The 21,383-nt window shown below is 61.1% G+C and carries 21 protein-coding genes; 10 read left to right on the forward strand and 11 right to left on the reverse strand.

The window, feature by feature from the left end:
* Positions 1 to 40: 40 nt before the first annotated feature.
* A complete protein-coding gene (locus tag ABHV46_RS13365; RefSeq protein WP_438381859.1) occupies positions 41 to 1,612 on the forward strand; it encodes a 2-isopropylmalate synthase in 1,572 nt (523 codons plus the stop codon).
* Positions 1,613 to 1,853: 241 nt separating this feature from the next.
* Here the strand turns inward: ABHV46_RS13365 and ABHV46_RS13370 are convergent, their stop codons facing one another.
* Both ABHV46_RS13370 and ABHV46_RS13375 read right to left on the reverse strand, forming a co-directional pair.
* The gene (locus ABHV46_RS13370; protein WP_438381860.1) at positions 1,854 to 2,294 is read right to left on the reverse strand and encodes a YMGG-like glycine zipper-containing protein; all 441 of its coding nucleotides are present in this window, start codon (positions 2,292 to 2,294) and stop codon (positions 1,854 to 1,856) included.
* Positions 2,295 to 2,318: 24 nt separating this feature from the next.
* Positions 2,319 to 2,588: a hypothetical protein gene (locus tag ABHV46_RS13375; RefSeq protein ID WP_438381861.1), complete on the reverse strand. Its 270-nt coding sequence runs from the start codon at positions 2,586 to 2,588 to the stop codon at positions 2,319 to 2,321.
* Between the two features lie 414 nt (positions 2,589 to 3,002).
* On the opposite strand from ABHV46_RS13375, the gene ABHV46_RS13380 reads away from it, so the two are divergent.
* The 6 genes from ABHV46_RS13380 (at position 3,003) to ABHV46_RS13405 (ending at position 9,172) form a co-directional block, all read left to right on the forward strand.
* Positions 3,003 to 4,049 carry a rod shape-determining protein gene (locus tag ABHV46_RS13380; RefSeq protein ID WP_336946566.1) on the forward strand — a complete coding sequence of 349 codons (1,047 nt, stop codon included), beginning with the start codon at positions 3,003 to 3,005 and terminating at the stop codon, positions 4,047 to 4,049.
* 21 nt (positions 4,050 to 4,070) lie between these two features.
* On the forward strand, positions 4,071 to 5,015 hold the full coding sequence (gene mreC, locus ABHV46_RS13385) for a rod shape-determining protein MreC (protein ID WP_438381862.1): 945 nt from the start codon (positions 4,071 to 4,073) through the stop codon (positions 5,013 to 5,015).
* A gap of 3 nt (positions 5,016 to 5,018) precedes the next feature.
* On the forward strand, positions 5,019 to 5,585 hold the full coding sequence (locus tag ABHV46_RS13390; protein ID WP_438381864.1) for a hypothetical protein: 567 nt from the start codon (positions 5,019 to 5,021) through the stop codon (positions 5,583 to 5,585).
* Between the two features lie 111 nt (positions 5,586 to 5,696).
* Positions 5,697 to 7,619, forward strand: coding sequence for a penicillin-binding protein 2 (gene mrdA / locus ABHV46_RS13395; RefSeq protein WP_438381865.1), 1,923 nt, complete (start codon positions 5,697 to 5,699; stop codon positions 7,617 to 7,619).
* The gene (rodA, locus tag ABHV46_RS13400; RefSeq protein ID WP_438381866.1) at positions 7,619 to 8,773 is read left to right on the forward strand and encodes a rod shape-determining protein RodA; all 1,155 of its coding nucleotides are present in this window, start codon (positions 7,619 to 7,621) and stop codon (positions 8,771 to 8,773) included. Before mrdA ends, rodA begins: the two co-directional genes overlap by 1 nt.
* 12 nt (positions 8,774 to 8,785) lie before the next feature.
* Entirely contained in the window at positions 8,786 to 9,172 is a 387-nt protein-coding gene (locus ABHV46_RS13405) for a DUF3293 domain-containing protein (protein WP_438381868.1), read from the forward strand.
* Between the two features lie 5 nt (positions 9,173 to 9,177).
* Here ABHV46_RS13405 and ABHV46_RS13410 read toward each other — a convergent pair whose 3' ends face one another.
* From ABHV46_RS13410 to ABHV46_RS13425, 4 genes are all read right to left on the reverse strand, one after another.
* Positions 9,178 to 10,017 carry a LysR family transcriptional regulator gene (locus ABHV46_RS13410; RefSeq protein ID WP_438381869.1) on the reverse strand — a complete coding sequence of 280 codons (840 nt, stop codon included), beginning with the start codon at positions 10,015 to 10,017 and terminating at the stop codon, positions 9,178 to 9,180.
* A gap of 47 nt (positions 10,018 to 10,064) precedes the next feature.
* Positions 10,065 to 10,439 carry a YidH family protein gene (locus tag ABHV46_RS13415; protein WP_438381870.1) on the reverse strand — a complete coding sequence of 125 codons (375 nt, stop codon included), beginning with the start codon at positions 10,437 to 10,439 and terminating at the stop codon, positions 10,065 to 10,067.
* On the reverse strand, positions 10,436 to 11,794 hold the full coding sequence (locus ABHV46_RS13420; RefSeq protein WP_438381871.1) for an FAD/NAD(P)-binding protein: 1,359 nt from the start codon (positions 11,792 to 11,794) through the stop codon (positions 10,436 to 10,438). Before ABHV46_RS13420 ends, ABHV46_RS13415 begins: the two co-directional genes overlap by 4 nt.
* Before the next feature lie 106 nt (positions 11,795 to 11,900).
* Complete coding sequence (locus tag ABHV46_RS13425; protein ID WP_438381872.1) at positions 11,901 to 12,692, reverse strand: DODA-type extradiol aromatic ring-opening family dioxygenase; 792 nt, start codon at positions 12,690 to 12,692, stop codon at positions 11,901 to 11,903.
* A 76-nt stretch (positions 12,693 to 12,768) separates the two neighbouring features.
* On the opposite strand from ABHV46_RS13425, the gene ABHV46_RS13430 reads away from it, so the two are divergent.
* Together ABHV46_RS13430 and ABHV46_RS13435 are read left to right on the forward strand one after the other, a co-directional pair.
* Complete coding sequence (locus ABHV46_RS13430) at positions 12,769 to 13,692, forward strand: LysR family transcriptional regulator (protein ID WP_438381873.1); 924 nt, start codon at positions 12,769 to 12,771, stop codon at positions 13,690 to 13,692.
* Positions 13,693 to 13,797: 105 nt separating this feature from the next.
* Positions 13,798 to 14,199 carry a hypothetical protein gene (locus ABHV46_RS13435; protein WP_438381874.1) on the forward strand — a complete coding sequence of 134 codons (402 nt, stop codon included), beginning with the start codon at positions 13,798 to 13,800 and terminating at the stop codon, positions 14,197 to 14,199.
* Between the two features lie 3 nt (positions 14,200 to 14,202).
* Here ABHV46_RS13435 and glyS read toward each other — a convergent pair whose 3' ends face one another.
* The 3 genes from glyS to ABHV46_RS13450 form a co-directional block, all read right to left on the reverse strand.
* Positions 14,203 to 16,272 (reverse strand): glycine--tRNA ligase subunit beta, encoded by a 2,070-nt coding sequence (glyS, locus tag ABHV46_RS13440; protein ID WP_438381875.1) that lies wholly within the window; start codon positions 16,270 to 16,272, stop codon positions 14,203 to 14,205.
* Complete coding sequence (locus ABHV46_RS13445) at positions 16,272 to 17,159, reverse strand: glycine--tRNA ligase subunit alpha (protein WP_035442833.1); 888 nt, start codon at positions 17,157 to 17,159, stop codon at positions 16,272 to 16,274. Before ABHV46_RS13445 ends, glyS begins: the two co-directional genes overlap by 1 nt.
* Positions 17,160 to 17,497: 338 nt before the next feature.
* Positions 17,498 to 18,052, reverse strand: coding sequence for a cysteine hydrolase family protein (locus tag ABHV46_RS13450; protein ID WP_438381876.1), 555 nt, complete (start codon positions 18,050 to 18,052; stop codon positions 17,498 to 17,500).
* Between the two features lie 107 nt (positions 18,053 to 18,159).
* Between ABHV46_RS13450 and ABHV46_RS13455 the strand changes: the two genes are divergently transcribed.
* Positions 18,160 to 19,134, forward strand: coding sequence for a GlxA family transcriptional regulator (locus ABHV46_RS13455; protein ID WP_438381877.1), 975 nt, complete (start codon positions 18,160 to 18,162; stop codon positions 19,132 to 19,134).
* Between the two features lie 101 nt (positions 19,135 to 19,235).
* Here the strand turns inward: ABHV46_RS13455 and ABHV46_RS13460 are convergent, their stop codons facing one another.
* Positions 19,236 to 20,267: a methionine synthase gene (locus tag ABHV46_RS13460; protein WP_438381878.1), complete on the reverse strand. Its 1,032-nt coding sequence runs from the start codon at positions 20,265 to 20,267 to the stop codon at positions 19,236 to 19,238.
* A 61-nt stretch (positions 20,268 to 20,328) separates the two neighbouring features.
* Complete coding sequence (locus ABHV46_RS13465) at positions 20,329 to 21,306, reverse strand: putative oxygenase MesX (RefSeq protein ID WP_438381879.1); 978 nt, start codon at positions 21,304 to 21,306, stop codon at positions 20,329 to 20,331.
* Between the last annotated feature and the right edge of the window lie 77 nt (positions 21,307 to 21,383).

Below are 21,383 nucleotides of genomic sequence, written 5' to 3' on the forward strand. Positions count from 1 at the left end.
CATGATTGTGTTGTTCAAAGCCTTGAGAAGAAAAAAAACCATGACCATTACCCATCCTTCCTTCGGCACGGTTGCTGACGACCGAGTCATTATTTTCGACACCACCCTGCGTGATGGCGAACAATCGCCCGGATTCTCAATGAATCTCGAAGAGAAGATCCGCATGGCCAAGGCGCTCGAAGAGCTGGGTGTGGACGTGATCGAGGCTGGATTTCCGGTCGCGTCGCCCGGCGATTTCGAGAGCGTGCAGAAAATTGCCGAGACCGTACGCGAGGCCGTGGTCTGCGGTCTGGCGCGCAGTGGCGGCAAGCGCGATATCGAGGCCGCAGGCGAGGCCATCGCCAAGGCACCGCGCCGACGCATCCACAACTTCATCTCCACCTCGCCGCTGCACATGAAATACAAGCTGCGCATGGAGCCGGAGACGGTGCTCGAGCTGATCGCCGAGGGAAACAAGGCCTCGCGTCACTTTACCGATGACGTGCAGTGGTCTGCCGAAGATGGGTCGCGCACCGATCCCGATTTCCTGTGTCGCTGCGTCGAGACCGCCATTATTCATGGCGCGACCACCATCAATATTCCCGATACGGTCGGCTTCACCACGCCTGACGAATTGCAGGCCATTTTCACCATGCTGCGCGAGCGCGTGCCCGGCGCCGAAAAGGTGATTTTCTCAACCCATAACCATAACGATCTTGGGCTGGGGGTCGCCAATACCCTTGCGGCTGTGGCTGGCGGCGCGCGTCAGATCGAATGCACGATCAACGGGATCGGCGAGCGCGCTGGCAATGCGGCACTCGAAGAGATCGTGATGGCCATCCGTACCCGTCGCGACAAGATTCCGTTCCAGAACCGCATCGAGACGCCGCGCCTGCTCGGTATTTCCCGCTTGCTGGCCAATATCACCGGCTTCGACGTGCAGCCCAACAAGGCTATCGTGGGGCGCAATGCCTTTGCGCATGAGAGCGGTATTCACCAGGACGGCATTCTGAAAAACGCCGCCACTTACGAAATCATGACCCCCGAGAGCGTGGGATGGAGCAAGACCTCGCTGGTTCTGGGCAAGCATTCGGGTCGCGCAGCTTTCCGCGACAAGCTGAAGTCGCTGGGCTACGAACTATCTGACGACAAGATCCAAAATGCGTTCGAGCGTTTCAAGGTTCTGGCCGATCAGAAAAAGACGGTGTTCGATGACGATATCCGCGCTCTGGTCGATGACGAGACGCGCGACCACGATCGTATCCGTTTCGTGTCGCTGGAGCTGCTGGCCGGTTCCAAGCGCCCGGCCCAGGCAGAGCTGGAACTCCTCGTCGACGGTATCGTGAAATCGGCCAAGGTCTCGGGCAATGGCCCTGTCGATGCAGCCTTCAAGGCGATTGGCGAGATCTTCCCGCACGAGGCGGCGCTTGAGCTGTTCTCGGTCGGTGCCGTGACGGAAGGTACTGACGCGCAGGCCAAAACGACCGTACGCCTCCAGGAAGGCGGCAAGATGGTCGATGGGCAGGGCGCCGATGCTGATACGATCGTCTCTGCGGTGCGTGCCTACGTCCATGCCCTGAACAAGCTGGTGGTCAAACGCACCCGTGCCGAGCCCGAAGCGCTGTCGGTCTGACCGAGGCAAGTCCGAGAAAGCCGAAGGCGGGCGCCGTGAAAACGCAGCGCCCGCCGTCGATCATTCTTGATATGAACTTGCAGTACTCATCATAAAAAAACCTCCCGCCGTTTTCGATGGCGGGAGGTTTTTTTGTGTCTGACATGACGGCCCGGGCTCCAGCCGCATAATCAGTGCGTATGGTCTTGGGTCGCCTGCCTCGGATAGGAAGTCTCAGGCAATAGCGATGGTGAGGAAGCCATCAGTAGCCGTTTCGATAGCCCTGATAACCCTGCTGTGCCGGATATGCCTGCTGTGGGTAGGACTGCTGGGCAGGATAGGCGGGCTGGGCATAGCCGTTCGGATATTGTTGCGGGTAAGCCTGTTGCGGCGCCTGATTATAATAGCCGCCCTGATTGTAGTAGTTGCTCTGGCCGCTCGGGCGGTTCGGCGTGGTAGCCGCACCGCCCGCCGCGCCGAGAAGCCCGCCTGCAAGCGCGCCAATGGCGGCACCGCGCCCCCCGCCAGAAACGGCGCCGATGGCGGCACCAGCGCCGCCACCGATCAGCGCCCCCGATCCGGCGCGAGCGCCCGGATCATAGGGGCTGCCGCAACCATTCAGCATGAGGCAAAGCCCGGCGAGGCCTGTCGCGGCCGTAAGGCGCCGCACGGGCGCAGAGAAGAAAAGGGAGGGTGCGCTCATCTTGGTCTCGCAGGCTCAGTAAAATCAGTAGCCCGAACGCGGGCGGTTCGGCGTGGTTGCGGCACCACCGGCTGCACCGAGCGCGCCACCCGCGAGGGCGCCAATGGCAGCACCGCGACCGCCACCGGCCAGAGCGCCGATTGCAGCACCGCCGCCCGCGCCGATCAACGCGCCTGACCCGGCGCGTGCACCGGGATCATAGGGATTGCCGCAGGCGCTCAGACCCAGCATGCCAAAGCAGGCCGCAAGGGCTGCGAAATTGCGCGGGCGGAAAAGGGAAGCATGCTTGGTCATGATATCTACTATCCTAAAAAGTCGTTCTACTCTGCACGCAACGAGGCGGTATTTGTCGAGTTTCCTTCCGCCACTGCCTCGTGATCAGGTTGATCGTCAGATTTCTCCTCGGACGCGTTCGGAGCATGGCGCCACTATGGCCGGTTTTGGATGGTTTGTAACCAAAGGTAACCGACGCTCAGGGAGCGTTTCGACGCACGTTTCCGTGCAATGCCTTTTTGGTCATTAAACTGCTATTTTCCCTTATCGGGACTTGCTCCCCAATCGCGGCACCGGTAAGCCCTGCGCCAGAATATCTCGCGTCATGCTCCTCTCTGTAAGCTGGTTTCCTTACTTCGACTGTCGAAGGAGCCACCGCGCGGGGCGGAGCGGATTGCAACCCGCGCGCGCAAATCTTTCGGCCAGGAGGCTTGAATGTTCTCACGTCTGCTGGGTCTCATGTCGGCAGACATGGCTATCGACCTCGGCACCGCCAACACGCTCGTTTACGTCAAGGGACGCGGCATCGTTCTTGACGAACCCTCTGTGGTCGCCATCGCTGAAGTGCGTGGCAAGAAGCAGGTTCTGGCGGTTGGCGACGAAGCCAAGCTGATGGTCGGGCGCACCCCGGGCAATATTACGGCCATTCGCCCGCTGCGCGATGGCGTGATCGCCGATTTCGAGGTCGCGGAGGAAATGATCAAGCATTTCATCCGCAAGGTGCATAACCGTCGCGCTTTCGCCAGCCCGCAGATCATCGTCTGTGTTCCGTCAGGCTCCACGGCGGTCGAGCGTCGCGCCATTCAGGAAAGCGCCGAGAGCGCCGGTGCGCGCAAGGTGATGCTGATCGAAGAGCCTATGGCGGCGGCTATCGGCGCCGGTCTTCCCGTAACCGAACCTTCCGGCAGCATGATTGTCGATATCGGCGGCGGCACGACCGAAGTGGCGGTTATTTCTCTTGGCGGTATCGTCTATGCGCGTTCGGTGCGTGTCGGCGGCGACAAGATGGATGACGCGATCATTTCCTACATCCGCAAGACGTTCAATCTGCTGATCGGCGAAAGCTCAGCAGAGCGCGTGAAAATGGAAATCGGTTCCGCCTGCCTGCCCGACGATCCGCGCGATCCCGGCCCGATCAAGGAAGTGAAGGGGCGAGACCTCATTAACGGCGTGCCGCGCGAGATCCTGGTGAGCCAGGCCCAGGTGGCTGAAAGTCTCGCCGAGCCGGTGCAGCAGATCGTCGATGCCGTAACCACGGCACTCGAAAACACGCCGCCCGAACTGGCTGCCGATATTGTCGATAAGGGCATCGTGCTGACCGGTGGCGGCGCATTGCTTTATCGTCTCGATGACGTGCTGCGCAATGCGACGGGTCTGCCGGTGACGGTAGGTGAATCGCCGCTTTCCTGCGTGGCGCTTGGTACGGGGCGTGCGCTCGAAGAGATGCGCCGTCTGCGGAACGTCCTGATCTCGATGTACTGATAACCAGGGAGCATCCGGTCGATGCTGTCGATTCAGGGGCGACACGCACTCGCAAAGCTGATGCTGCCGTTCTTTTTCGTGCTGGCGATCGGCCTTATCATGCTCGGCCTGACACGACGTCAGGCCGTCGACTCCCTGCGTATAACGCTGGCTGACGGCCTCGCTCCCGCCTATCAGCTTATGGCAGCGCCAGAGACAGCTTTTGCGCATTTGCGTCAGACGGTCACGGGGCTGACCGACATTGCCGGCGAGAATGCCCGTCTGCGCGCCGAAAACCAGAAGCTGCGGCGCTGGTATGACGTAGCTGTCGCACTCGCTGATGAAAACGCCCAGCTAAAGGCCAGTCTGCACTGGATCCCCGATAACGCGCCTAATTTTGTCAGCGGTCACGCGCTGCGCGATGCGGGCGGGCTGTACGGCCGCTCGGTCCTTCTGGCGGTTGGCGACAACCATAATATCGTGCCGGGCGATGTCGCGCTCGATGCCTCGGGTGTGCTCGGTCGCGTTACCGAGACGGGCGCACGCACAGTGCGCATCCTGATGATCAATGACGATGCGAGCCGTATTCCGGTCATGCTGACGGCATCACGCGGCAACGCCATCATGGCAGGCGATGGCTCGCCTTATCCGAGGCTTATCTATTACGCGCAGGATAATCGCCCCGTTGAGGGCGAGCGTGTGGTCACGGGTGAGCAGCCCGCACCTGACGGTCATGAGCACGGGGCTTTTGCCGGTATGCCGGGTGGGCTCGTCGTGGGAACGGTGCATTATCTGCGCCCCGGCACACCCGTGGTCGTGCCGGAAGCCTCTCTCGATCATCCCGATATCATCCGTGTCTTCGACTATATGAGTGCCGATCACGCGGGGCCTGAGGCGCCCGGTCGCGTCAGATTGATGCCGCCAATGCCTGTCGCACCAGAACTGCCTTTCGTGCCGTTCCAGAAGCCGACAAAGGGGCAGGGCTAGGTCATGGTCGGTCACCGTCACAACCCCGATAGTCACCCCGGCATCGCGCCCCGCGCCACGCTGCGTCGTCGTCTCGATCAGCTCATGCGGGCGTTGCTGCCGTCGCTGTTTATCGTACTCTGCGCGCTCATCCTTTCCGCAGGTCTTGGCATTCCTGGCCAGAACGAGCTGTGTTTCGGCATTGCGTCGAGTACGGTGTTTTTCTGGTCTGCGCACAGGCCGCAATCCATGACGCCGCTCATGACCTTCTGTGTGGGACTCGTCTGCGAGGTGCTGAGCTTCGGACCGCCGGGCGTGTTCGTGTTTTCCCTGCTTGTCTTTCATGGCGTGGCGCATCTGTGGCGCTACGGGCTCAGTCGTATCAGCTTTCTGTTCGGCTGGGCTTTACTGGGTGGGCTCGCCCTTGTTTTGTCGTTGTTCGGATGGATCATCGCGTGTATCGGGACGTTGGCAATGATGTCTCCGGTGCCGAGTCTCTTTCAGGCAGCGGTGACTATTGGTATCTATCCGACATTGAGCGCCCTGTTTGTATGGGCGCGTCGCACGGTGGCAGACCCTGAACAAGCCTGAAGGCCCGGTTTTGAGCATGATGTTCCGTCGCAGCGCAGTGCTTCCTGATGGACGCCCGACAGGCGAACGCGCAGCCATGACCGGAGCGCGATGCGGGATTGTCATCGCGCAATGAAGTTCAGGCGCGATAAATCCTCCCGGTCCCGTAATCCATCGCGGATGCGCGCCAAGCGCGATGAGATCACCCCTTCACGCGGCGTCTTTACCCGCCGTGCGCTGCTGGTTCTGGCGACCCAGGCGGGCGTTCTGGGCGTTCTTGGCAAGAAGCTCTACGACCTGCAGGTGCATGACGGCGACCATCTGCGCGATCTCGCAGCCCGCAACCGCACGAGCAAGCGGCTTCTGGCCCCGGCACGCGGGCAGATCGTCGATCGTTTCGGCCTGCAACTTGCGGGTAACAAGGTCAACTGGCGCGCGCTCCTCATGCCTGAGGAGACGACCGATATTCATGCAACCATCGCGCGTTTCGGCCAGATTATCGCGCTGGATGAGCGCGATCAGGCCCGTATCGAGCGCGATCTGCGCCATATACGCAAATATGTGCCCGTCGCGCTTAAGGACTTCCTGAGCTGGGACGACATGGCGCGTATCGAGCTCAACGCGCCGAGCCTGCCCGGTGTGCTTATCGATGTCGGTACGACGCGGCTTTATCCCTACGGGCCGCAGCTGGCGCATATCGTCGGCTATGTCGCCCCCCCCAATGAGCGCGATGTCGCCTCGACCCCGATGATGGCGTTGCCTGGTATGCGGGCCGGTCGCGCGGGCATCGAACAGACGCAGGATCTGCTTTTGCGCGGCGAGCCCGGCTCGGTCGAAATGGAAGTCAATTCCAAGGGCCGGGTCATGGGCGAGATGGATCGCATCGACGGGCAGCAGGGTGATGAGGTTGTTCTGACAATCGATGCCGGTCTGCAGCAGATGGTGCTCAACCGCATCGGCGATCAGGCGGCAAGCGTTGTAGTCATGGATTGCCGCAATGGCGAGGTGCTGGCCATGGTCAGCACGCCGTCTTTCGACCCGTCTCTCTTCGATTCAGGTGTGAGCCACGCACAATGGATCGAGTGGACCAATAACGTTCGCACGCCGCTTATCAACAAGACGGTCGCCGGTGTCTATCCGCCGGGCTCCACCTTCAAGCCCGCCGTGGCGCTCGCGGCACTGCAATCCGGTCTCGTCAGTCCGCAGGACCGCTTTACCTGCCCCGGCTATTACGACATGGGCGGGGTGCGCTTCCATTGCTGGTCGCGCTGGGGTCATGGCAGCATCACCATGCAGCAGGCTCTCATGTATAGCTGCGACGTCTATTTCTATCTGGCGGCGCGCAAGATCGGCATGGAGCCCATCAAGGCCATGGCGAATGGTTTCGGTCTGGGCACCAAGCTCGATATCGAGCTGCCCCATACCCGTGCCGGTGTCATCCCCACGCCGGAATGGCGCCAGAAACACGGCTTTCACTGGAATGGCGGCGACACGGTCAATGCCGGTATCGGCCAAGGCTTCGTGCAGGTAACACCGCTCGAACTTGCGACCTATGTGTCGCGCATTGCCTCGGGGCGCAATGTCACGCCGCATCTGGTGCGCAAGATCAATGAGCGCGATTCAGACCATACGCCGCTCGATGCCGCACCCGCCCTCGAAATTCCCGATGCCCATCTCTCGGTCATTCGACAGGGCATGTTCGATGTGGTCAATGCCCCGCGCGGTACGGCCCCCAAGGCCAGGCTGAGCCTTCCCGATATCGCGATGGCAGGCAAGACAGGCTCGGCTCAGGTGCGACGCGTCTCACGCGCCCTGCGAGAAAGCGGCCACTTCAACTCGATGAATCTGCCATGGGAGGAGCGTCCCCACGCGCTCTTCATCTGCTTTGCGCCCTATGATGCGCCACGCTATGCGATTGCGGTGGTCATCGAGCATGGCAATGGCGGCGCCGATGCCGCAGCCCCTCTGGCACGCGATATCATGACGGATACGCTTTTGCGTGACCCGGTCAATCACGACCATGCCCCCGGTCAGGCCGTCGCGGACGCCGAATAGTGAACTGGCAAAAACGCCTCTGGCGCCCGGAGCCGAGTTTCCGGCTTCTGGGCAAGCTGCTTCAGATCAACTGGCTCTACGTTCTGCTGATCTGTGCCTTGGCCGGAGTGGGCTATCTCGCGCTTTATTCTGCCGGTGGCGGCTCGGCGAAGCCCTTCGCGCGCCCGCAAATGGTGCGCTTTGGCTTCGGTCTGGTGATGATGATCACTGTGGCGCTTACCAGCCCGCGCCTGCTGCGTCTGCTTTCCATTCCGGTCTATCTGGGGGCGGTCACCCTGCTCGCTCTGGTGCTGCATATGGGCCATGTGGGTAAGGGCGCAGAACGCTGGATCAACCTTGCCGGGTTACAGTTCCAGCCTTCCGAATTCGCGAAGATCGCTCTGGTTCTGGCACTGGCGAGCTGGTTCCACCGTATCGACAACAAGCGCATGGGTAACCCGCTGCGTCTGATCCCGCCCGCGCTGCTGACGCTCATTCCTGTAGGGCTTGTGCTGAAAGAGCCCAATCTCGGCACGGCGGTCATTATCGGGCTGATCGGTGCGACGATGTTCTTTGCCGCCGGTATGCGCTTGTGGCAGATCGCCCTGCTTGTCGCGCCAGTGCCGTTTCTGGGCAAGTTTGTCTATGCCCATCTGCATGATTACCAGAAGGCGCGTATCGACACGTTCCTGCATCCTGAACATGATCCGCTCGGGGCCGGATATAACATCATCCAGTCCAAGATCGCCCTCGGTTCGGGCGGGATGTGGGGCGAGGGCTATCTGCGTGGCACGCAGGGCCAGCTGAACTTTCTGCCCGAGAAACAGACCGATTTCATTTTTACCATGATCGGTGAGGAATGGGGCTATGCGGGGGCCGTGTCGGTCATCGGTCTGTTGGCCTTGCTGGTGGTGGGCGGGATGCTCATGTCCATGCGCAGCCGAAACCAGTTCGGACGTCTTCTGGCGCTGGGTATTTCGGTGGATTTCTTTCTCTACTGCGCCGTCAATCTGTCGATGGTCATGGGGGTGATCCCGGTCGGTGGCGTGCCTCTGCCGCTTATCTCCTATGGTGGCTCGGCCATGCTGACCATGATGTTCGGCTTCGGCCTGCTGCTTTCCTCCTGGGTGCATCGCAATGATCGCGATCTCCCTGCGGTGCGTGACGATCTCTGAAAAACCGCCAAGATGAGCCGTATCAGACCGCCGACGCCAGCCGCTAGAAAAGCCTATCGTCAAACGAGCTATGCGATCGGTTCGATAGTTTTAAGCATCGGCGCTCGACCAATATGCTGGCCCTTCGAAGGGCAGCCTCTCGTCCTGATCGGCGCCTGCAATCCGAGCGGGCTTCGTCTGTCCGATACCCAGAACGCCCGTCTCATGCAGCATCTGCGCGCACGTCTCGGCAGGGCGTCGGTGTTGAACGGTGAGGGGCGCTGGCGAGGCTGGTCAGAGCCTTTTTTTGCGGTTGCATTGCCCTTGGCCAAGGCGCGTGTTCTGGCTCGGATTTTCGGCCAAAACGCGCTGGTTCATGTCAGCCCGGGCCGTCCCGTTCGTCTCGTCTGGCTGACCTGATTATCTCAGCCCGTCCGGGGCCCTCCGTCACGCAGAAGCGTGCAAAAGGCCTGCTCGGCAGGAGAGAGGCTGCGAGCGCCGAGGGCCAGAGCGAAATGCCGCTCGGGAAAAGGCATGGAGACAGGGCAGAGCAGTCCGTTTTCGATCAGGCCCGAGACCACACTGGCTGAAAGAACCGTAGCTGCACGTCCCGTGCTGATCATGGTGGCGATGGCCTCGTTCGAGGTCAGTTCCATGACGATGTCGAGGCTTTCAGGGGCGATCCCCCATCCTTCTAGGGCGGTTTCGAAGCTCGCCCGTGTGCCAGACCCTTTTTCCCGCAGGACCCACGGCGTTTCTGTGAGGGCGCTCGCTTCGGGCGGGGTCTGCGCCCAGGCGTGTTCGGGGCTCACCACGAGCAAGAGCTGATCGCGGGCGAGGATTTCGGTTTCCAGAAACGAGCCGGTTGCAACTCCTTCGATCAGGCCGAAGCCGATCGTTCCTGCGGCAAGCTGCGCACAGATCTCCTCCGTATTGCTGATGGTCATGCCGAGCGTCACCTCGGGATGAAGGGCCGCAAAACGGTTGAGCCGCGCAGGCAGCCAGTAGCTCGCCAGTGTCTGGCTGGCCCAGACATGCAGCCTGCCCGTGCGCAAACTGCCGAGATCCTCCAGACATTCGCGCGCCGCCAGCGCACGCGCCTGCACGGCCCGTGCCTCCTGCAGAAAGACACGCCCTGCTTCGGTAAGCAGAATGCGGCGCCCCACGCGGTCGAAAAGCCTGATGCCGAAGCTGTTTTCAAGAGTCATGATGGCATGGCTTACAGCCGATTGCGTCAGAGCCAGCGCCTCAGAGGCGCGGGTCATATGCTGCCTCTCTGCCACGGCGATGAAAATGCGAAGCTGCTCGAGCGTCATGACGGCAGCACGCCCAGAAGCGACAGCAAAATGGCGCCGACAAGCAGGGAGAGAAACAGGCAGAACAGCCCTTCCAGCCCGTTGAGCGCGATTTCTCTCGGCTCCTCCGAGGAGAGGGCGGCTTTGACCTTGCGAAAACGCCACCAGCTTGCAGGCAGCAACAGAAGCCCGGCGCAGATCGTCAGCACCCCCACCCAGGCCGAAGACCCGGGCAGGGTGGGCATGCCGTCATGATGCTCTGAGCCGATCAGCCGCAGAAAGATGTTGAACTTGGCAAGCATGCAGCCGATCGCCACCATGGCGAGCGCCGTACGCACCCAGGCAAGAAACGTGCGCTCATTGGCGGCGTGGTCGGTATACCGGCTTATCATGCGCACAGATCCTGAAGTGGGGCCTGGGTCAGAAGCCCATCGAGTGTCGTCGCAAGATCATAGGCCTGACCGCGTATTTCGGGAATGGCGATAGACTCGAACAACGTGCCCTGACGGGCGGGGCCAAGGGTATAGAGCGCCTGCCGCGCCGTGCCGTCCGACGCGACAAGCTGCCCCCGTTCCGTCGTATCCAGCCCTGCGCCGCCCTGACCCGTCCGGGCAAATTTCCTGTCGAGCAGATCGCGAAGAACGGGGGAATTCACCCTGTCGTAGCGCAGGCTCGGCCCCGTGCAGTTGAGCACATGGGCAGCATGAAGAATTTCGATCCGGTCATGATACCTGACTGTCACGCGCAACCCGTCAGCCACCGCCTCGATTTTCTGCAAATGCCCGGCGCGCAGCGAAAGCGTACCGCTCGCCAGACCGGCATCGAGCGCCTCGGCAATGCGCGGTGCCATGCGGTGACGCACCACGTCCCAGCGTCTTTGCAGATGACGCCGGAACCGCGCGCGCTCCTGCGGGGGCAAGGCGGCCCAGAGCTGATTGGTGACAGAACGCAGGCTGTCGATACAGGCGCGCCACGGAATGCCCTGCTTCAGCGCGGCATTGAACAGGTGCAGATAGGCGGTGCAGCGCGGCGCGCAGGCACCCGGTGCGATGACAGGCGCATCGAGTTTCGGTGCCGGTGCATGACGACTGGGAAACTGGGCGTGGCGGGAAATAATGGTGATCTTGCCAGAATGACCCGCCGCACGAAGCTGCATGATCTGGTCGACCGCCGTCAGGCCGCTGCCAATCAGCAGCACAGGGTCGGTCGGTTTGATGGCCTCGATAACCCCACCTGCCCAGACCTGATGGTGATAGCAACCGCTTTCCAGAAGGTCGGCGGGAATGCCGGGCAGGAGCGGCGGCGCAAAATGGCCGAGTGCCAGAACGACATGGCGCGCGCGCAGGCAGCGCCCGTCATCGAGATGCAGCGTGGTGATGTCGGCGTCTGGCGCACAGCGTTCGACCCGCGCCCTGATATGCAGCGGCGCTGCCTGACGAAACAGATCCTGAAGATAGAGCCCATAAATGGCGCGCGGGATGAAAGCACCTGCCCCGATCTCAGGGGCGATCTTGCGTCTCAGCCAGCCAAGAAAATGCCCGGCCTCATCGGCGAGGGCGCTCATCCCGCTTGCAGGTACGTTGAGCAGGTTTTCGACGCTGCGCGTGCCATAGGCGAGACCCAGGGCAGGCTGCGGGCCCGGATCGATCACGACGCAGCCCCGGCTGTGCCGGTGGCGCAAATTCCAGGCCAGCAGCGTGGCGCTCGCACCGCCGCCAATGATCGCGATATCGTGGATCTCTGTCATGATCAGCCTCACTTCTTTCTGTGAGGCCGAGTATCGGGCAGTATCCTAAATCGTTCCAATTGATTGATATGCTCGGAACAATCGAATTATTCTATTGAATGCGAGGCTAGCCGAAACGGTAGCCCGAGAGCGGCTTGCCGAGCACCGTACCGGCGAAATCGAGATAGGCTGCTTCCCCTGTCGCGGCACCAGCGGCGACCATCAGGGGCAGAAGATGCTCTTCGCGAGGATGGGCGGCGCGGGCACCGGGGGCGTGGCGCCAGTCGCGTAATGCCTGCTCGCGTGTGGAAGGGTCCCTCATCGCTGCCTGCAACCAGCGATCGAAAGACTCCGCAGCCGGATCGGACGTTGCGCCCGAGAAAAACCCGCCAATATTGTGATAGGACTGGCCACTGCCGATGATCAGCACGTTCTCCGCCCGCAATGGCGCGAGTGCGCGGCCAAGAGCGAGATGCGCCTCAGGATCGAGATCCTGCCGCAGCGAAAGCTGAACCACGGGAATATCCGCATCTGGAAAGGCGATTTTAAGCGGTACGAAGACCCCATGATCCCAGCCGCGTGTCATTTCGCGCTCGGTCTCGATACCGGCATCGTCGAGTAGTGTTGCGACACGGGCGGCAAGGGTGGGGCTGCCCGGCGCAGGCCATTCCAGTGCATAGGTATGGGGCGGAAACCCGCCATAATCGTAGAGAAGCGATGGCGACGTGCCGAAATGGATACGTGGCACCCTGCCTTCCCAATGGCCGGAAATGACCAGCAGGGCATCCGGTCGCCCTGGCAGCGCCGACGCGAACCCTGCAAGATAGGTTTCGAGCGGCGACCAGGCGCGGCGCATCGGGCCTGGCTCGAGAAAGAAACATGGCCCACCGCCATGATTGATGAAGAAACTCGGTTGCATGAGAGCGAGCCTATCCTGTCTTATCTGTCGCGATCAGAGATAAAAAACCGATCGATTCTATCGTACGGGGTGATGGATGCTGGGAACGCTTTCCCTCGATCAGCTTCGTGTGCTGGTCACGATCGAGGAAACCGGCAGTTTTTCTGCTGCCGGACGCAGGCTGAACCGGGCGCAATCGGCCATCAGCCAGGCCATCGCAACGCTCGAAGCCACGCAGGGCGTTACTCTATTCGACCGCTCGGGCCATAAGCCCGCCCTGACGGAAATGGGGCGGGTTCTGGTGGGGCAGGCGCGGCGTGTGCTGTCGGGCGCGGCGCAGTTCGAAGCTCTGACAGCCGCAATCAGGGAGGGAGTCGAGCCGGAATTGGCCGTGGCGATCGACCCCCTCGTGCCGACAGGCGCGTTCATGGAAAGCCTGCACGCGTTGAAGGAGCGGTTTCCCCATCTCCCCGTCAGCTTCTCGACCGAAGGGCTGGGTGGCGCCGAGCGTCGTCTACGCCAGGGCGATGCGTCTCTCGCGCTCTGCGTGCTGCTTTTCGGCGTCCCTGAAGATCTGATCGCGGTACCTGTCTGCGATGTGGTGCTTGTGCCGGTCGTGTCTGCCAGCCACGAACTAGCCCGTCTCGGGCGGCCTGTGACGCGCGCCGATCTGGCGGAGCATGTCCAGCTCGTTCTCTCGAACCCGTCAGCCCCGGACGGGCCGAGTTACGGTGTGCTGAGCCCTAAGCGATGGCGTTTTGTCGAATTGGGGCGGCGCTTCGACTTCCTTCTCGGCGGTCTGGGCTGGTGTCGTATGCCCGATTATCTCGTCGAGGCACCGCTACGCGAGGGCAGGCTGGTGAAGATCGACATTGTCGATGACGACCCCGACGCGCCAGCGCCACGGCGCATTTATGCCGCGACCATGCGCGATCGCGCGTTGGGCCGGGCGGGAAGCTGGCTGCTGGACGATCTGAGAGCACGTATTTCCGTCCAGGCGGAAGGAGCTGGCGAAAGGTAGCCCTGATCGCAGCCGGGACACAAATTCGTCGTCTCTGTTTGCTTTTGGTTGCATCGGGCTTCGATTGTGGTTCCGATAACGATCTCACTGGCGAAGGGCGATGCGATGGGAGAATGCAAACGGCGCCTCGTGCTCGCGGCACTCTTGCTCGGCAGTGGTCCGGCAGGCACGACGATCTGTCTCGCGCGCGGTTTTTCGACCGTGCTTCCCTTGCATCTCGAGATGCCGTCAACCGCGACGCCCACACCCTCGAAGACGCCCTTACCGTCAGGAGCTGTTCACTGGGAGCCCGCGCCGCTACCCCGCGCCATGGCCGCCCCTGCGACACGTCGCACGACAGCCGGGAAAATCGTCGATTTTGCGAAGCAGTTTCTGCCTCTGGGCGAGGGCCGGCCTGGGCACGACCCCGTCACCGGGGCATCCATCGGGCAATTCGGCCCGGCTTATCAGAATGCCAGTCTGGTCGGTCACGGGCTTGCCCCACCGGGTGAAACGGTGGGGCGCTGAGCCTCAGCCTTCGATCTGGCTGAAATCGGCGATTTCGGTCAGGGTCTCGCCGATCTGCGCCAGCAGGCGCAGGCGGTTGAGACGGCGGGCAGGATCAGGATCGTTGACCGTCACGACCTCGAAGAACCGATCGAGCACGGGGCGCAGGGACGCTGCCGCGATCATGGCTTCCGCAAAACGCTCCTGCTCAAGAGCCGCATGAATGGCCGTTTGTGCTGAGGCCAGCGCCTCGCCCAGAGCGCGTTCCTCATCCTGCACGTAAAGCGCGTGATCAGGCGCGCCCTGATGCGGGCCATCCTTGCGGTTTTCGATGCGCAGGATATTGGCCGCGCGCTTGCCTGCCGCCAGCAGATTACGCCCGTCATCCGTGCCGACCATATCGGCGAGGGCTGCCGTGCGGGCCAGCAGACGCACCAGATCGCCATCCAGTCCACCGGCCAGCACGGCGGCCAGAATGTCGTGGCGTTCGCCTTCGCTACGCAACTGAACGCGCAGACGCTCGGCCAGGAAGCCGGGCAAAGCCGCGAGTTCGCCGCCATCACGCAGGTTCTCCGGCAGGTTCTGCGCAGCCTGGGCGATCAGCGTCGTCAGGTCGAGACGCAGCCCGTTATCGCGAATGATGCGAATAATGCCCAAAGCCGCACGACGCAGCGCATAGGGGTCTCCCGATCCGCTCGGCGTTTCGCCCATGGCAAAGAAGGCCGTCAGCAGATCCAGACGGTCGGCCAGCGCCACAGCGATCGATACCGGGGCGCGTGGCGTCTCGTCATTCAGACCGCGTGGCATGTAATGCTCTGCCACAGCGTCAGAAACGGCATCGCCTTCATTGTCATGGCGGGCATAATAGCCGCCCATCACACCCTGAAGCTCGGGGAATTCCCCAACCATGCCCGTCGTCAGATCGGCCTTGGCCAGAAGGGCGGCGCGCTGCGCCTGTTTTTGTGCCGTCTCATCAAGCCCCATGGCCTTGGCCACGATACCTGCCAGCGCCACGATACGCTGTACGCGCGCGCCCTGGCTGCCAAGCTTGGCATGAAAGGTCACGCCATCGAGCGCAGCTACACGCTCGACAAGCTTCGTCTTGCGGTCCAGATCCCAGAAATGGCGGGCATCGGCAAAACGGGCGCGCAGCACGCGCTCATTGCCTGCAATGGTCAGGGCGCCCCCATCGGCGAAATCCATATTGGCAATGAAAGCAAAATGCGGTGCCGCCGTGCCATCCGCGCTGCGCAGGGCGAAATAGCGCTGGTTGATACGCATCGAGACCTGCATCACTTCAGGCGGCAGATCCATATAGGCGTCGTCGATACGGCCCAGAAGAACAACCGGCCACTCGGCCAGCCCTGAAACTTCCTCGACCAGCTTGTCGTCCTGAACGAGTGTCAGACCCGCCTTGTCTGCCTGAGCCTGCAACCCGTCCCGGATGATCGACAGACGCTGCGCCGGGTCGAGCACGACCTTGCGCGCAAACAGCGCGCTTTTGAGCTGCCCGAAAGAAGTGACCTCGAAAGGCTCCGGCGCCATGAAGCGATGGCCAGCGGTCTGTGTGCCGGAAACGAGCCCATGGGCATCGTCAGTCTCGGTAGCCAGACTGAAGGGCACGAGCGCACCATCGAGCAGGCAGATCACGCGGCGAAGCGGGCGCACCCAGGTAAAGGCGCTGCCATGGCCCCAGCGCATGGATTTCGGCCAGGGGAAGCGCCAGAGCAGGGCCGGGATGGTTTCGGCAATCTGCTGCGCGGCGCCGATGGCAGGCAATGTGCGATTAAGCACCCAGAAGCCGTTTTCCAGAACCAGAGCATCACGTTCAGCGCCATGCTTGCGCAGGAAACCGGCGAGTGCCTGTTCGGGCGCGCTCTCGCGGGGGCCACGTTCCGACTGGGTGGATTCAGCAATCTGCCCGTCGATCTGAAGGCTGACGCCAATCCGTCTGGCGCCCCAGAACGGCGTGACGTCGCGTGGCGAAAGCGGCGCCAGCGCCTCTGAAACGAGACGTGCCAGATCCTGACCGGCGCTCTCCTGCATACGGGCAGGAATTTCCTCGCAATCGAGAACGAGAAGGAATTCGGCCATTATTTCGACTCCTCGTCGCCAGCAAGCCAGGTTTCGCAGCACAGCTTTGCGAGGGTGCGCACGCGGCCGATATAGGAAGCGCGCTCGGATACCGAGATGACACCGCGTGAATCGAGCAGGTTGAACAGATGGCTCGCCTTGACGCACTGGTCATAGGCGGGCTGGGCCACGCCAGCTTCTGCCAGACGCACGGATTCCGCTTCGGCATCGCGGAAATGGCGCATCAGCATATCAGTATCGGCCAGCTCGAAATTATGACGCGAATAATCCTGCTCGGCACGCAGGAAGACATCGCCATATTTGAGACCCTGACCGTTGAAATCGAGGTCATAGACGTTCTCGACGCCCTGCACATACATGGCCAAACGCTCGAGCCCGTAGGTCAATTCGGTCGAGGGCATGACAGTCGGAATGCCGCCGACCTGCTGGAAATAGGTGAACTGCGTCACTTCCATCCCGTCGCACCAGACTTCCCAGCCCAGACCCCAGGCGCCGATGGTCGGATTTTCCCAGTCATCTTCCACAAAGCGGATATCGTGCTTTTCCGGGTCGATGCCGATGGCACGATAGCTGTCGAGCAGCAGGCGCTGGCTGTCTTCCGGTGTTGGCTTGAGCAGCACCTGATACTGGTAGTAATGCTGAAGCCGGTTCGGGTTCTCGCCATAGCGCCCGTCCGAAGGCCTGCGGCAAGGCTGCACATAGGCGGCCTTCCACGGCTTGCGCCCCAATGCCCGCAGCGTCGTATGCGGCGAGAGCGTCCCTGCACCCAGTTCGGTGTCATAAGGCTGAAGCAGGGCGCAGCCCTGTGCCGACCAGAACTGATGCAGGCGCAGGATCAGATCCTGGAAGGAAAGGGGGCGTCCGCCGTTTTCGGGCAAGGGGGTCAAGGATCGAGGCTCCGGTCTTGTTCAGTCGATCCGTTCTACCCCGATGACGGAAACAAGCCAATCGCAGGCGGGCGGGCGAATTTTCGAGAGGTTCTCATCAGAGATCTTTCGACGCATCGGGTAACGTTCTTGATCAAGAAGCTCCCCTGCTGCTCATGAGGAAAAAGAGCCGTCCCAAATAAAAAAAATGCGCCTATTTTCCTCTGGTGACCCCTTCTGTTCAGCACTGCCTTCAGCTCAGGAAGGAGGCGACGAAACGGGATCGTTACCCACTAATCGCCAGGTTTTGAGCGAGAGAGATTGGTAATATTTCTCGGTCACTGGATCAGGACACGCTTTCACTTATCAGCGCGCAGCAAGTCCTGGACCCGAACGACATGTGCATAGGCAAATGCGAGAGCTGACATGAACGCAGCGTGTACGTGAGTTGCAGGAACTGTCGTTTCGCCGAACGTCAGCGCACGCGTCGCGACTGCGTCATGGGCCACGGTCACATCGTAGCCCAGATCCACAGCGGCTCGCACGGTTGCATCTATACAGACATGACTCATGGCTCCGATAATCAGGAGCGACTTTATCTCTTCACCGCCGAGAAACGCGTGAAGACCAGTGTCACGAAAAGCGTTGGGATGGCGCTTGAGGAACACCCGTTCATGCGGTTCGGGACCCAGCGCGTCGATGATCGCGGCCCCTGCGGTGCCGGGCGCGAAAAACGGCGCGTCGTCTGCGGCAAATTCATGCCGGACATGCACAACCGGGATATCGGCGAGACGGGTTGCTGCGAGAAGTGTCGAGGCCTGGTCGATGGCTTCCTGAATGCCCTCTAGCGGCATGCGTCCGTCAGGCAGATAATCGTTTTGAAAATCGACGATCACCAGTGCTTGCCTGGACATATCTTCTCTCCTTTTGCGTCGTTATTGGTAGTCCCGGCAGGCTAGACGCGGAAAACGCTCTCCCCTACTGTCTGAAACGACATAATAAGTGTGTAATCGGACATTTTATGACCCTCGGTTCGATTGATGTCGTGCTTCTGGAGTATCCCGGTGCCCAGATTGCCGCCCTGCATGGTCTTGAAGATCTATTTCGCACTGCAGTAAGGCTCGCCACGGATGGGGATGGGTCCGGCCGGCAAAAACTGACGGTAAGGCGTTGTATCGTCCCGTTCTCGGGTTCTCGGATTAAAGAGACTCTAGCTGTTCACCCTGCGGCTGTGATTGTGCCTCCGACTTTGACTGCACGCCCTGAGGAGTTCCTGACACCGGAGCTGGAGATATGGCTCAAGGGATGTCGTGATGCCGGTACGGTCCTGGCGGGCATTTGCGCGGGTAGCTTTCTTCTCGCACACGCAGGCGTATTGGACGGTCGTAACGTTACCGTTCACTGGAGTCAGACGGAGCGCCTGAGTAGGCTTCGGCCCGATGTCCGTGTGCACTCTGAACGCCTTTTTGTTGAGGACATTGATGTAGTAACCACGGCCGGTATCATGTCCTGGCCCGACATGGCGTTGAGACTGATCGAGCGATGGCTCGGGACTTGGATTATGCATGAGACCGCTAGGTTCATGATGCTCGATCCGCCACGCGTCTCTCAAAGGCCCTATCGGCGTCTCCCCCTTTCTGTGACGTTCGATGATCCGCAGGTGCAGAAGCTCGTGCACTGGTTGCGCACGAGCGCGGGAGGCTTCGCCTCCGTGCGTGATATGGCTCAGATGGCAGGCCTCGAGGAACGCACGCTTCTACGTCGCTTCCGCAAGGCAACTGGGCTTTCACCTCGCGATTACCGACAACATCTGGCTGTGGAACGGGCGCGCGCACTGCTCGAGACAACAGCAATGTCTGTAGATCAGATTGCCTATGAAATCGGCTATCAGAACCCGGATGCGTTTCGAAAACTGTTCATTCGGCTGACAGGCCTGACGCCCGCGGCGCATCGACGCCGCTGCGTGAATGACGTGTTCGTTCCCAGCCAGCTGTAGATTCTGGTCCGTCAAGGTCGAAAGCCACGTAAGCAGAGTCCCTTTAAGCAGCGGAGCTTGCCTGCGCGCCGTTGAGATCAGGCTCTTTAAGGCGATGACTGTCAGGAACAGACCAGCTCCCTGCGCACGATCTCAGCCCCCGCCGCCAGCGCGTTGAGCTTGCCTCTCGCCACATTGCGCGAAAGCGGCGCCATGCCGCAATTGGTGCAGGGGCAGAGATTCTCCGCATCGACATAACGCAGCGCCTTGCGGAGCGTCTCGGCAACCTCGTCCGGCGTTTCGATCCGGTTGCTGGCTACGTCGATGGCGCCCACCATCACCTTCTTGCCACGCAGCAGCTCGATCAGTTCCATCGGTACGTGCGAGTTCTGGCATTCGAGCGAGACCAGGTCGATCGCTGAGGTCTGAAGCTTCGGAAAAATGCGCTCATACTGGCGCCATTCATGGCCGAGCGTCTTCTTCCAGTCCGTATTGGCCTTGATGCCGTAGCCGTAGCAGATATGCACGGCGGTTTGGCATGTGAGCCCTTCAATGGCGCGTTCCAGCGTCGCAATGCCCCAGTCATTCACCTCGTCGAAGAACACATTGAAGGCGGGTTCGTCGAACTGGATGATATCGACGCCGGCCTCCTCCAGTTCTCTCGCCTCGGCGTTGAGGATGGCGGCAAATTCCCAGGCCAGTTTCTCACGGCTCTTGTAATGGGCATCGTACAGCGTATCGATCATCGTCATCGGTCCGGGGAGCGCCCATTTGATCGGGGCTTTCGTCTGTTTACGCAGAAATTTCGCATCTTCGACGAAAACGGGCTTCTCGCGCGCGACGGCACTGACGACGGTTGGTACGCTGGCCTCATAGCGATTACGTATGGTGACCGTCTCGCGCTTTTCGAAATCGACACCCGCAAGATGCTCGATGAACGTCGTCACGAAATGCTGGCGCGTCTGCTCGCCATCGCTGACGATATCGATCCCGGCTTCCTGCTGCTCCAGCAGAGACACGCGCAGCGCGTCCTGCTTGGCCTCGGTGAGGGCTGCCCCTTCCATTTTCCAGGGAGACCAGAGTTTCTCCGGCTCGGCGAGCCATGAGGGTTTGGGCAGGCTGCCCGCGGTGGCGGTTGGAAGAAGCTTGGTCATGAGGCGTGGTTTTCCGGAAAAATTCGGGTCAGGATATTGAAGCGGATGTGGGGCAGGCAGCTCAGGCTGCGTGCCGGGTTGTCCACTGATCGAGAAGGGATTTGTGAGGCGCAATGAAATGCTCGCCCGCGAATTTTCCCTGCTCGATCGCGAGACGCGTACGCTCTTCGCGGTCGTAAACGACGCGCGTATTCGAGAAATCGCTTTGTTTTAGACTGGGCTTGTAGCGTGCGGCAGCGGCTGAATTTGCGTTGTAGATTTCCGGGCGATAGATGCGCTGGAATGTCTCCATCGTGCTGATCGTGCTGATCAGTTCGAGCGGGGTATAGTCGTTCAGCAGATCGCCGAAGAAATAGAAAGCCAGAGGTGCTTTTGCGCCGTGCGGCATGAAATAGCGCACCCGCAGGCCCATCTTGCCGAAATAGCGCTCGGTCAGTGAGGTCTCGTTGGGCGCGTATTCGACACCCAGCACGGGGTGCTGATTGATGGTGCGGGTATAGATCTTGTTTTCCGACACGCTCAGACAGATCACGGGACGCTTCGTGAAGCGGCTGGCGTAACTCTCGGAAGCGACGAAGGCCTGAAAGATCCTGCCATGCAGCACGCCGAAATCATCCGGCACGGAAAAGCCGTCACGCCCGCGATTATGCTCGGGTAGGAGCACGCTGAAATCGTAATCGCGCACATAGGACGAGAAGTTATTACCCACGATCCCGTCAAGCTGCCTGCCGGTGGCGTGGTCGAGTATGGTGGTCTGCAGGAGTTCAATGGCCGGGAAGCTCTTGTCGGAACCAGCGATCGCCATCTCTACGGAGATGATATCGAGCGCGAGGCCGTAGCGTTGCCCCTCCGGATTGTCCCATCGTGCAAGATCGTTGAAACGCTGGCCGATCATGCTCAGGGCTGCACGCAGATTTTCCTGACGGAATTCGCCTCTCGCGAGATTGGCGAAATTGGTCGTCAGCCTTGTGCCGGGGGCAGGGGTATAGGTCTCGTCGAAGCGAAGGCTTTTGACCGTAAAAACAAAATCTTGGGTCATGTTGGGCGGGTATCCTCTTCTGGATCCTGTTTCCCGCGCCACGTTCTTCAGGTCGCCGCGCGGAGCGAACGAGCCCC

The sequence above is a fragment of the Asaia sp. BMEF1 genome, from assembly GCF_051628905.1.
In the GTDB taxonomy this organism is placed as follows: Bacteria; Pseudomonadota; Alphaproteobacteria; order Acetobacterales; family Acetobacteraceae; genus Asaia.

Coding starts and splice junctions, on each gene's coding strand:
- ABHV46_RS13365 (WP_438381859.1), top strand. CDS start 41: ATGACCATTACCCATCCTTCCTTCGGCACGGTTGCTGACGACCGAGTC.
- ABHV46_RS13370 (WP_438381860.1), bottom strand. CDS start 2,294: ATGAGCGCACCCTCCCTTTTCTTCTCTGCGCCCGTGCGGCGCCTTACG.
- ABHV46_RS13375 (WP_438381861.1), bottom strand. CDS start 2,588: ATGACCAAGCATGCTTCCCTTTTCCGCCCGCGCAATTTCGCAGCCCTT.
- ABHV46_RS13380 (WP_336946566.1), top strand. CDS start 3,003: ATGTTCTCACGTCTGCTGGGTCTCATGTCGGCAGACATGGCTATCGAC.
- mreC (WP_438381862.1), top strand. CDS start 4,071: ATGCTGTCGATTCAGGGGCGACACGCACTCGCAAAGCTGATGCTGCCG.
- ABHV46_RS13390 (WP_438381864.1), top strand. CDS start 5,019: ATGGTCGGTCACCGTCACAACCCCGATAGTCACCCCGGCATCGCGCCC.
- mrdA (WP_438381865.1), top strand. CDS start 5,697: ATGAAGTTCAGGCGCGATAAATCCTCCCGGTCCCGTAATCCATCGCGG.
- ABHV46_RS13405 (WP_438381868.1), top strand. CDS start 8,786: ATGAGCCGTATCAGACCGCCGACGCCAGCCGCTAGAAAAGCCTATCGT.
- ABHV46_RS13410 (WP_438381869.1), bottom strand. CDS start 10,017: ATGACCCGCGCCTCTGAGGCGCTGGCTCTGACGCAATCGGCTGTAAGC.
- ABHV46_RS13415 (WP_438381870.1), bottom strand. CDS start 10,439: ATGATAAGCCGGTATACCGACCACGCCGCCAATGAGCGCACGTTTCTT.
- ABHV46_RS13420 (WP_438381871.1), bottom strand. CDS start 11,794: ATGACAGAGATCCACGATATCGCGATCATTGGCGGCGGTGCGAGCGCC.
- ABHV46_RS13425 (WP_438381872.1), bottom strand. CDS start 12,692: ATGCAACCGAGTTTCTTCATCAATCATGGCGGTGGGCCATGTTTCTTT.
- ABHV46_RS13430 (WP_438381873.1), top strand. CDS start 12,769: ATGCTGGGAACGCTTTCCCTCGATCAGCTTCGTGTGCTGGTCACGATC.
- ABHV46_RS13435 (WP_438381874.1), top strand. CDS start 13,798: ATGGGAGAATGCAAACGGCGCCTCGTGCTCGCGGCACTCTTGCTCGGC.
- glyS (WP_438381875.1), bottom strand. CDS start 16,272: ATGGCCGAATTCCTTCTCGTTCTCGATTGCGAGGAAATTCCTGCCCGT.
- ABHV46_RS13450 (WP_438381876.1), bottom strand. CDS start 18,052: ATGTCCAGGCAAGCACTGGTGATCGTCGATTTTCAAAACGATTATCTG.
- ABHV46_RS13455 (WP_438381877.1), top strand. CDS start 18,160: ATGACCCTCGGTTCGATTGATGTCGTGCTTCTGGAGTATCCCGGTGCC.
- ABHV46_RS13460 (WP_438381878.1), bottom strand. CDS start 20,267: ATGACCAAGCTTCTTCCAACCGCCACCGCGGGCAGCCTGCCCAAACCC.
- ABHV46_RS13465 (WP_438381879.1), bottom strand. CDS start 21,306: ATGACCCAAGATTTTGTTTTTACGGTCAAAAGCCTTCGCTTCGACGAG.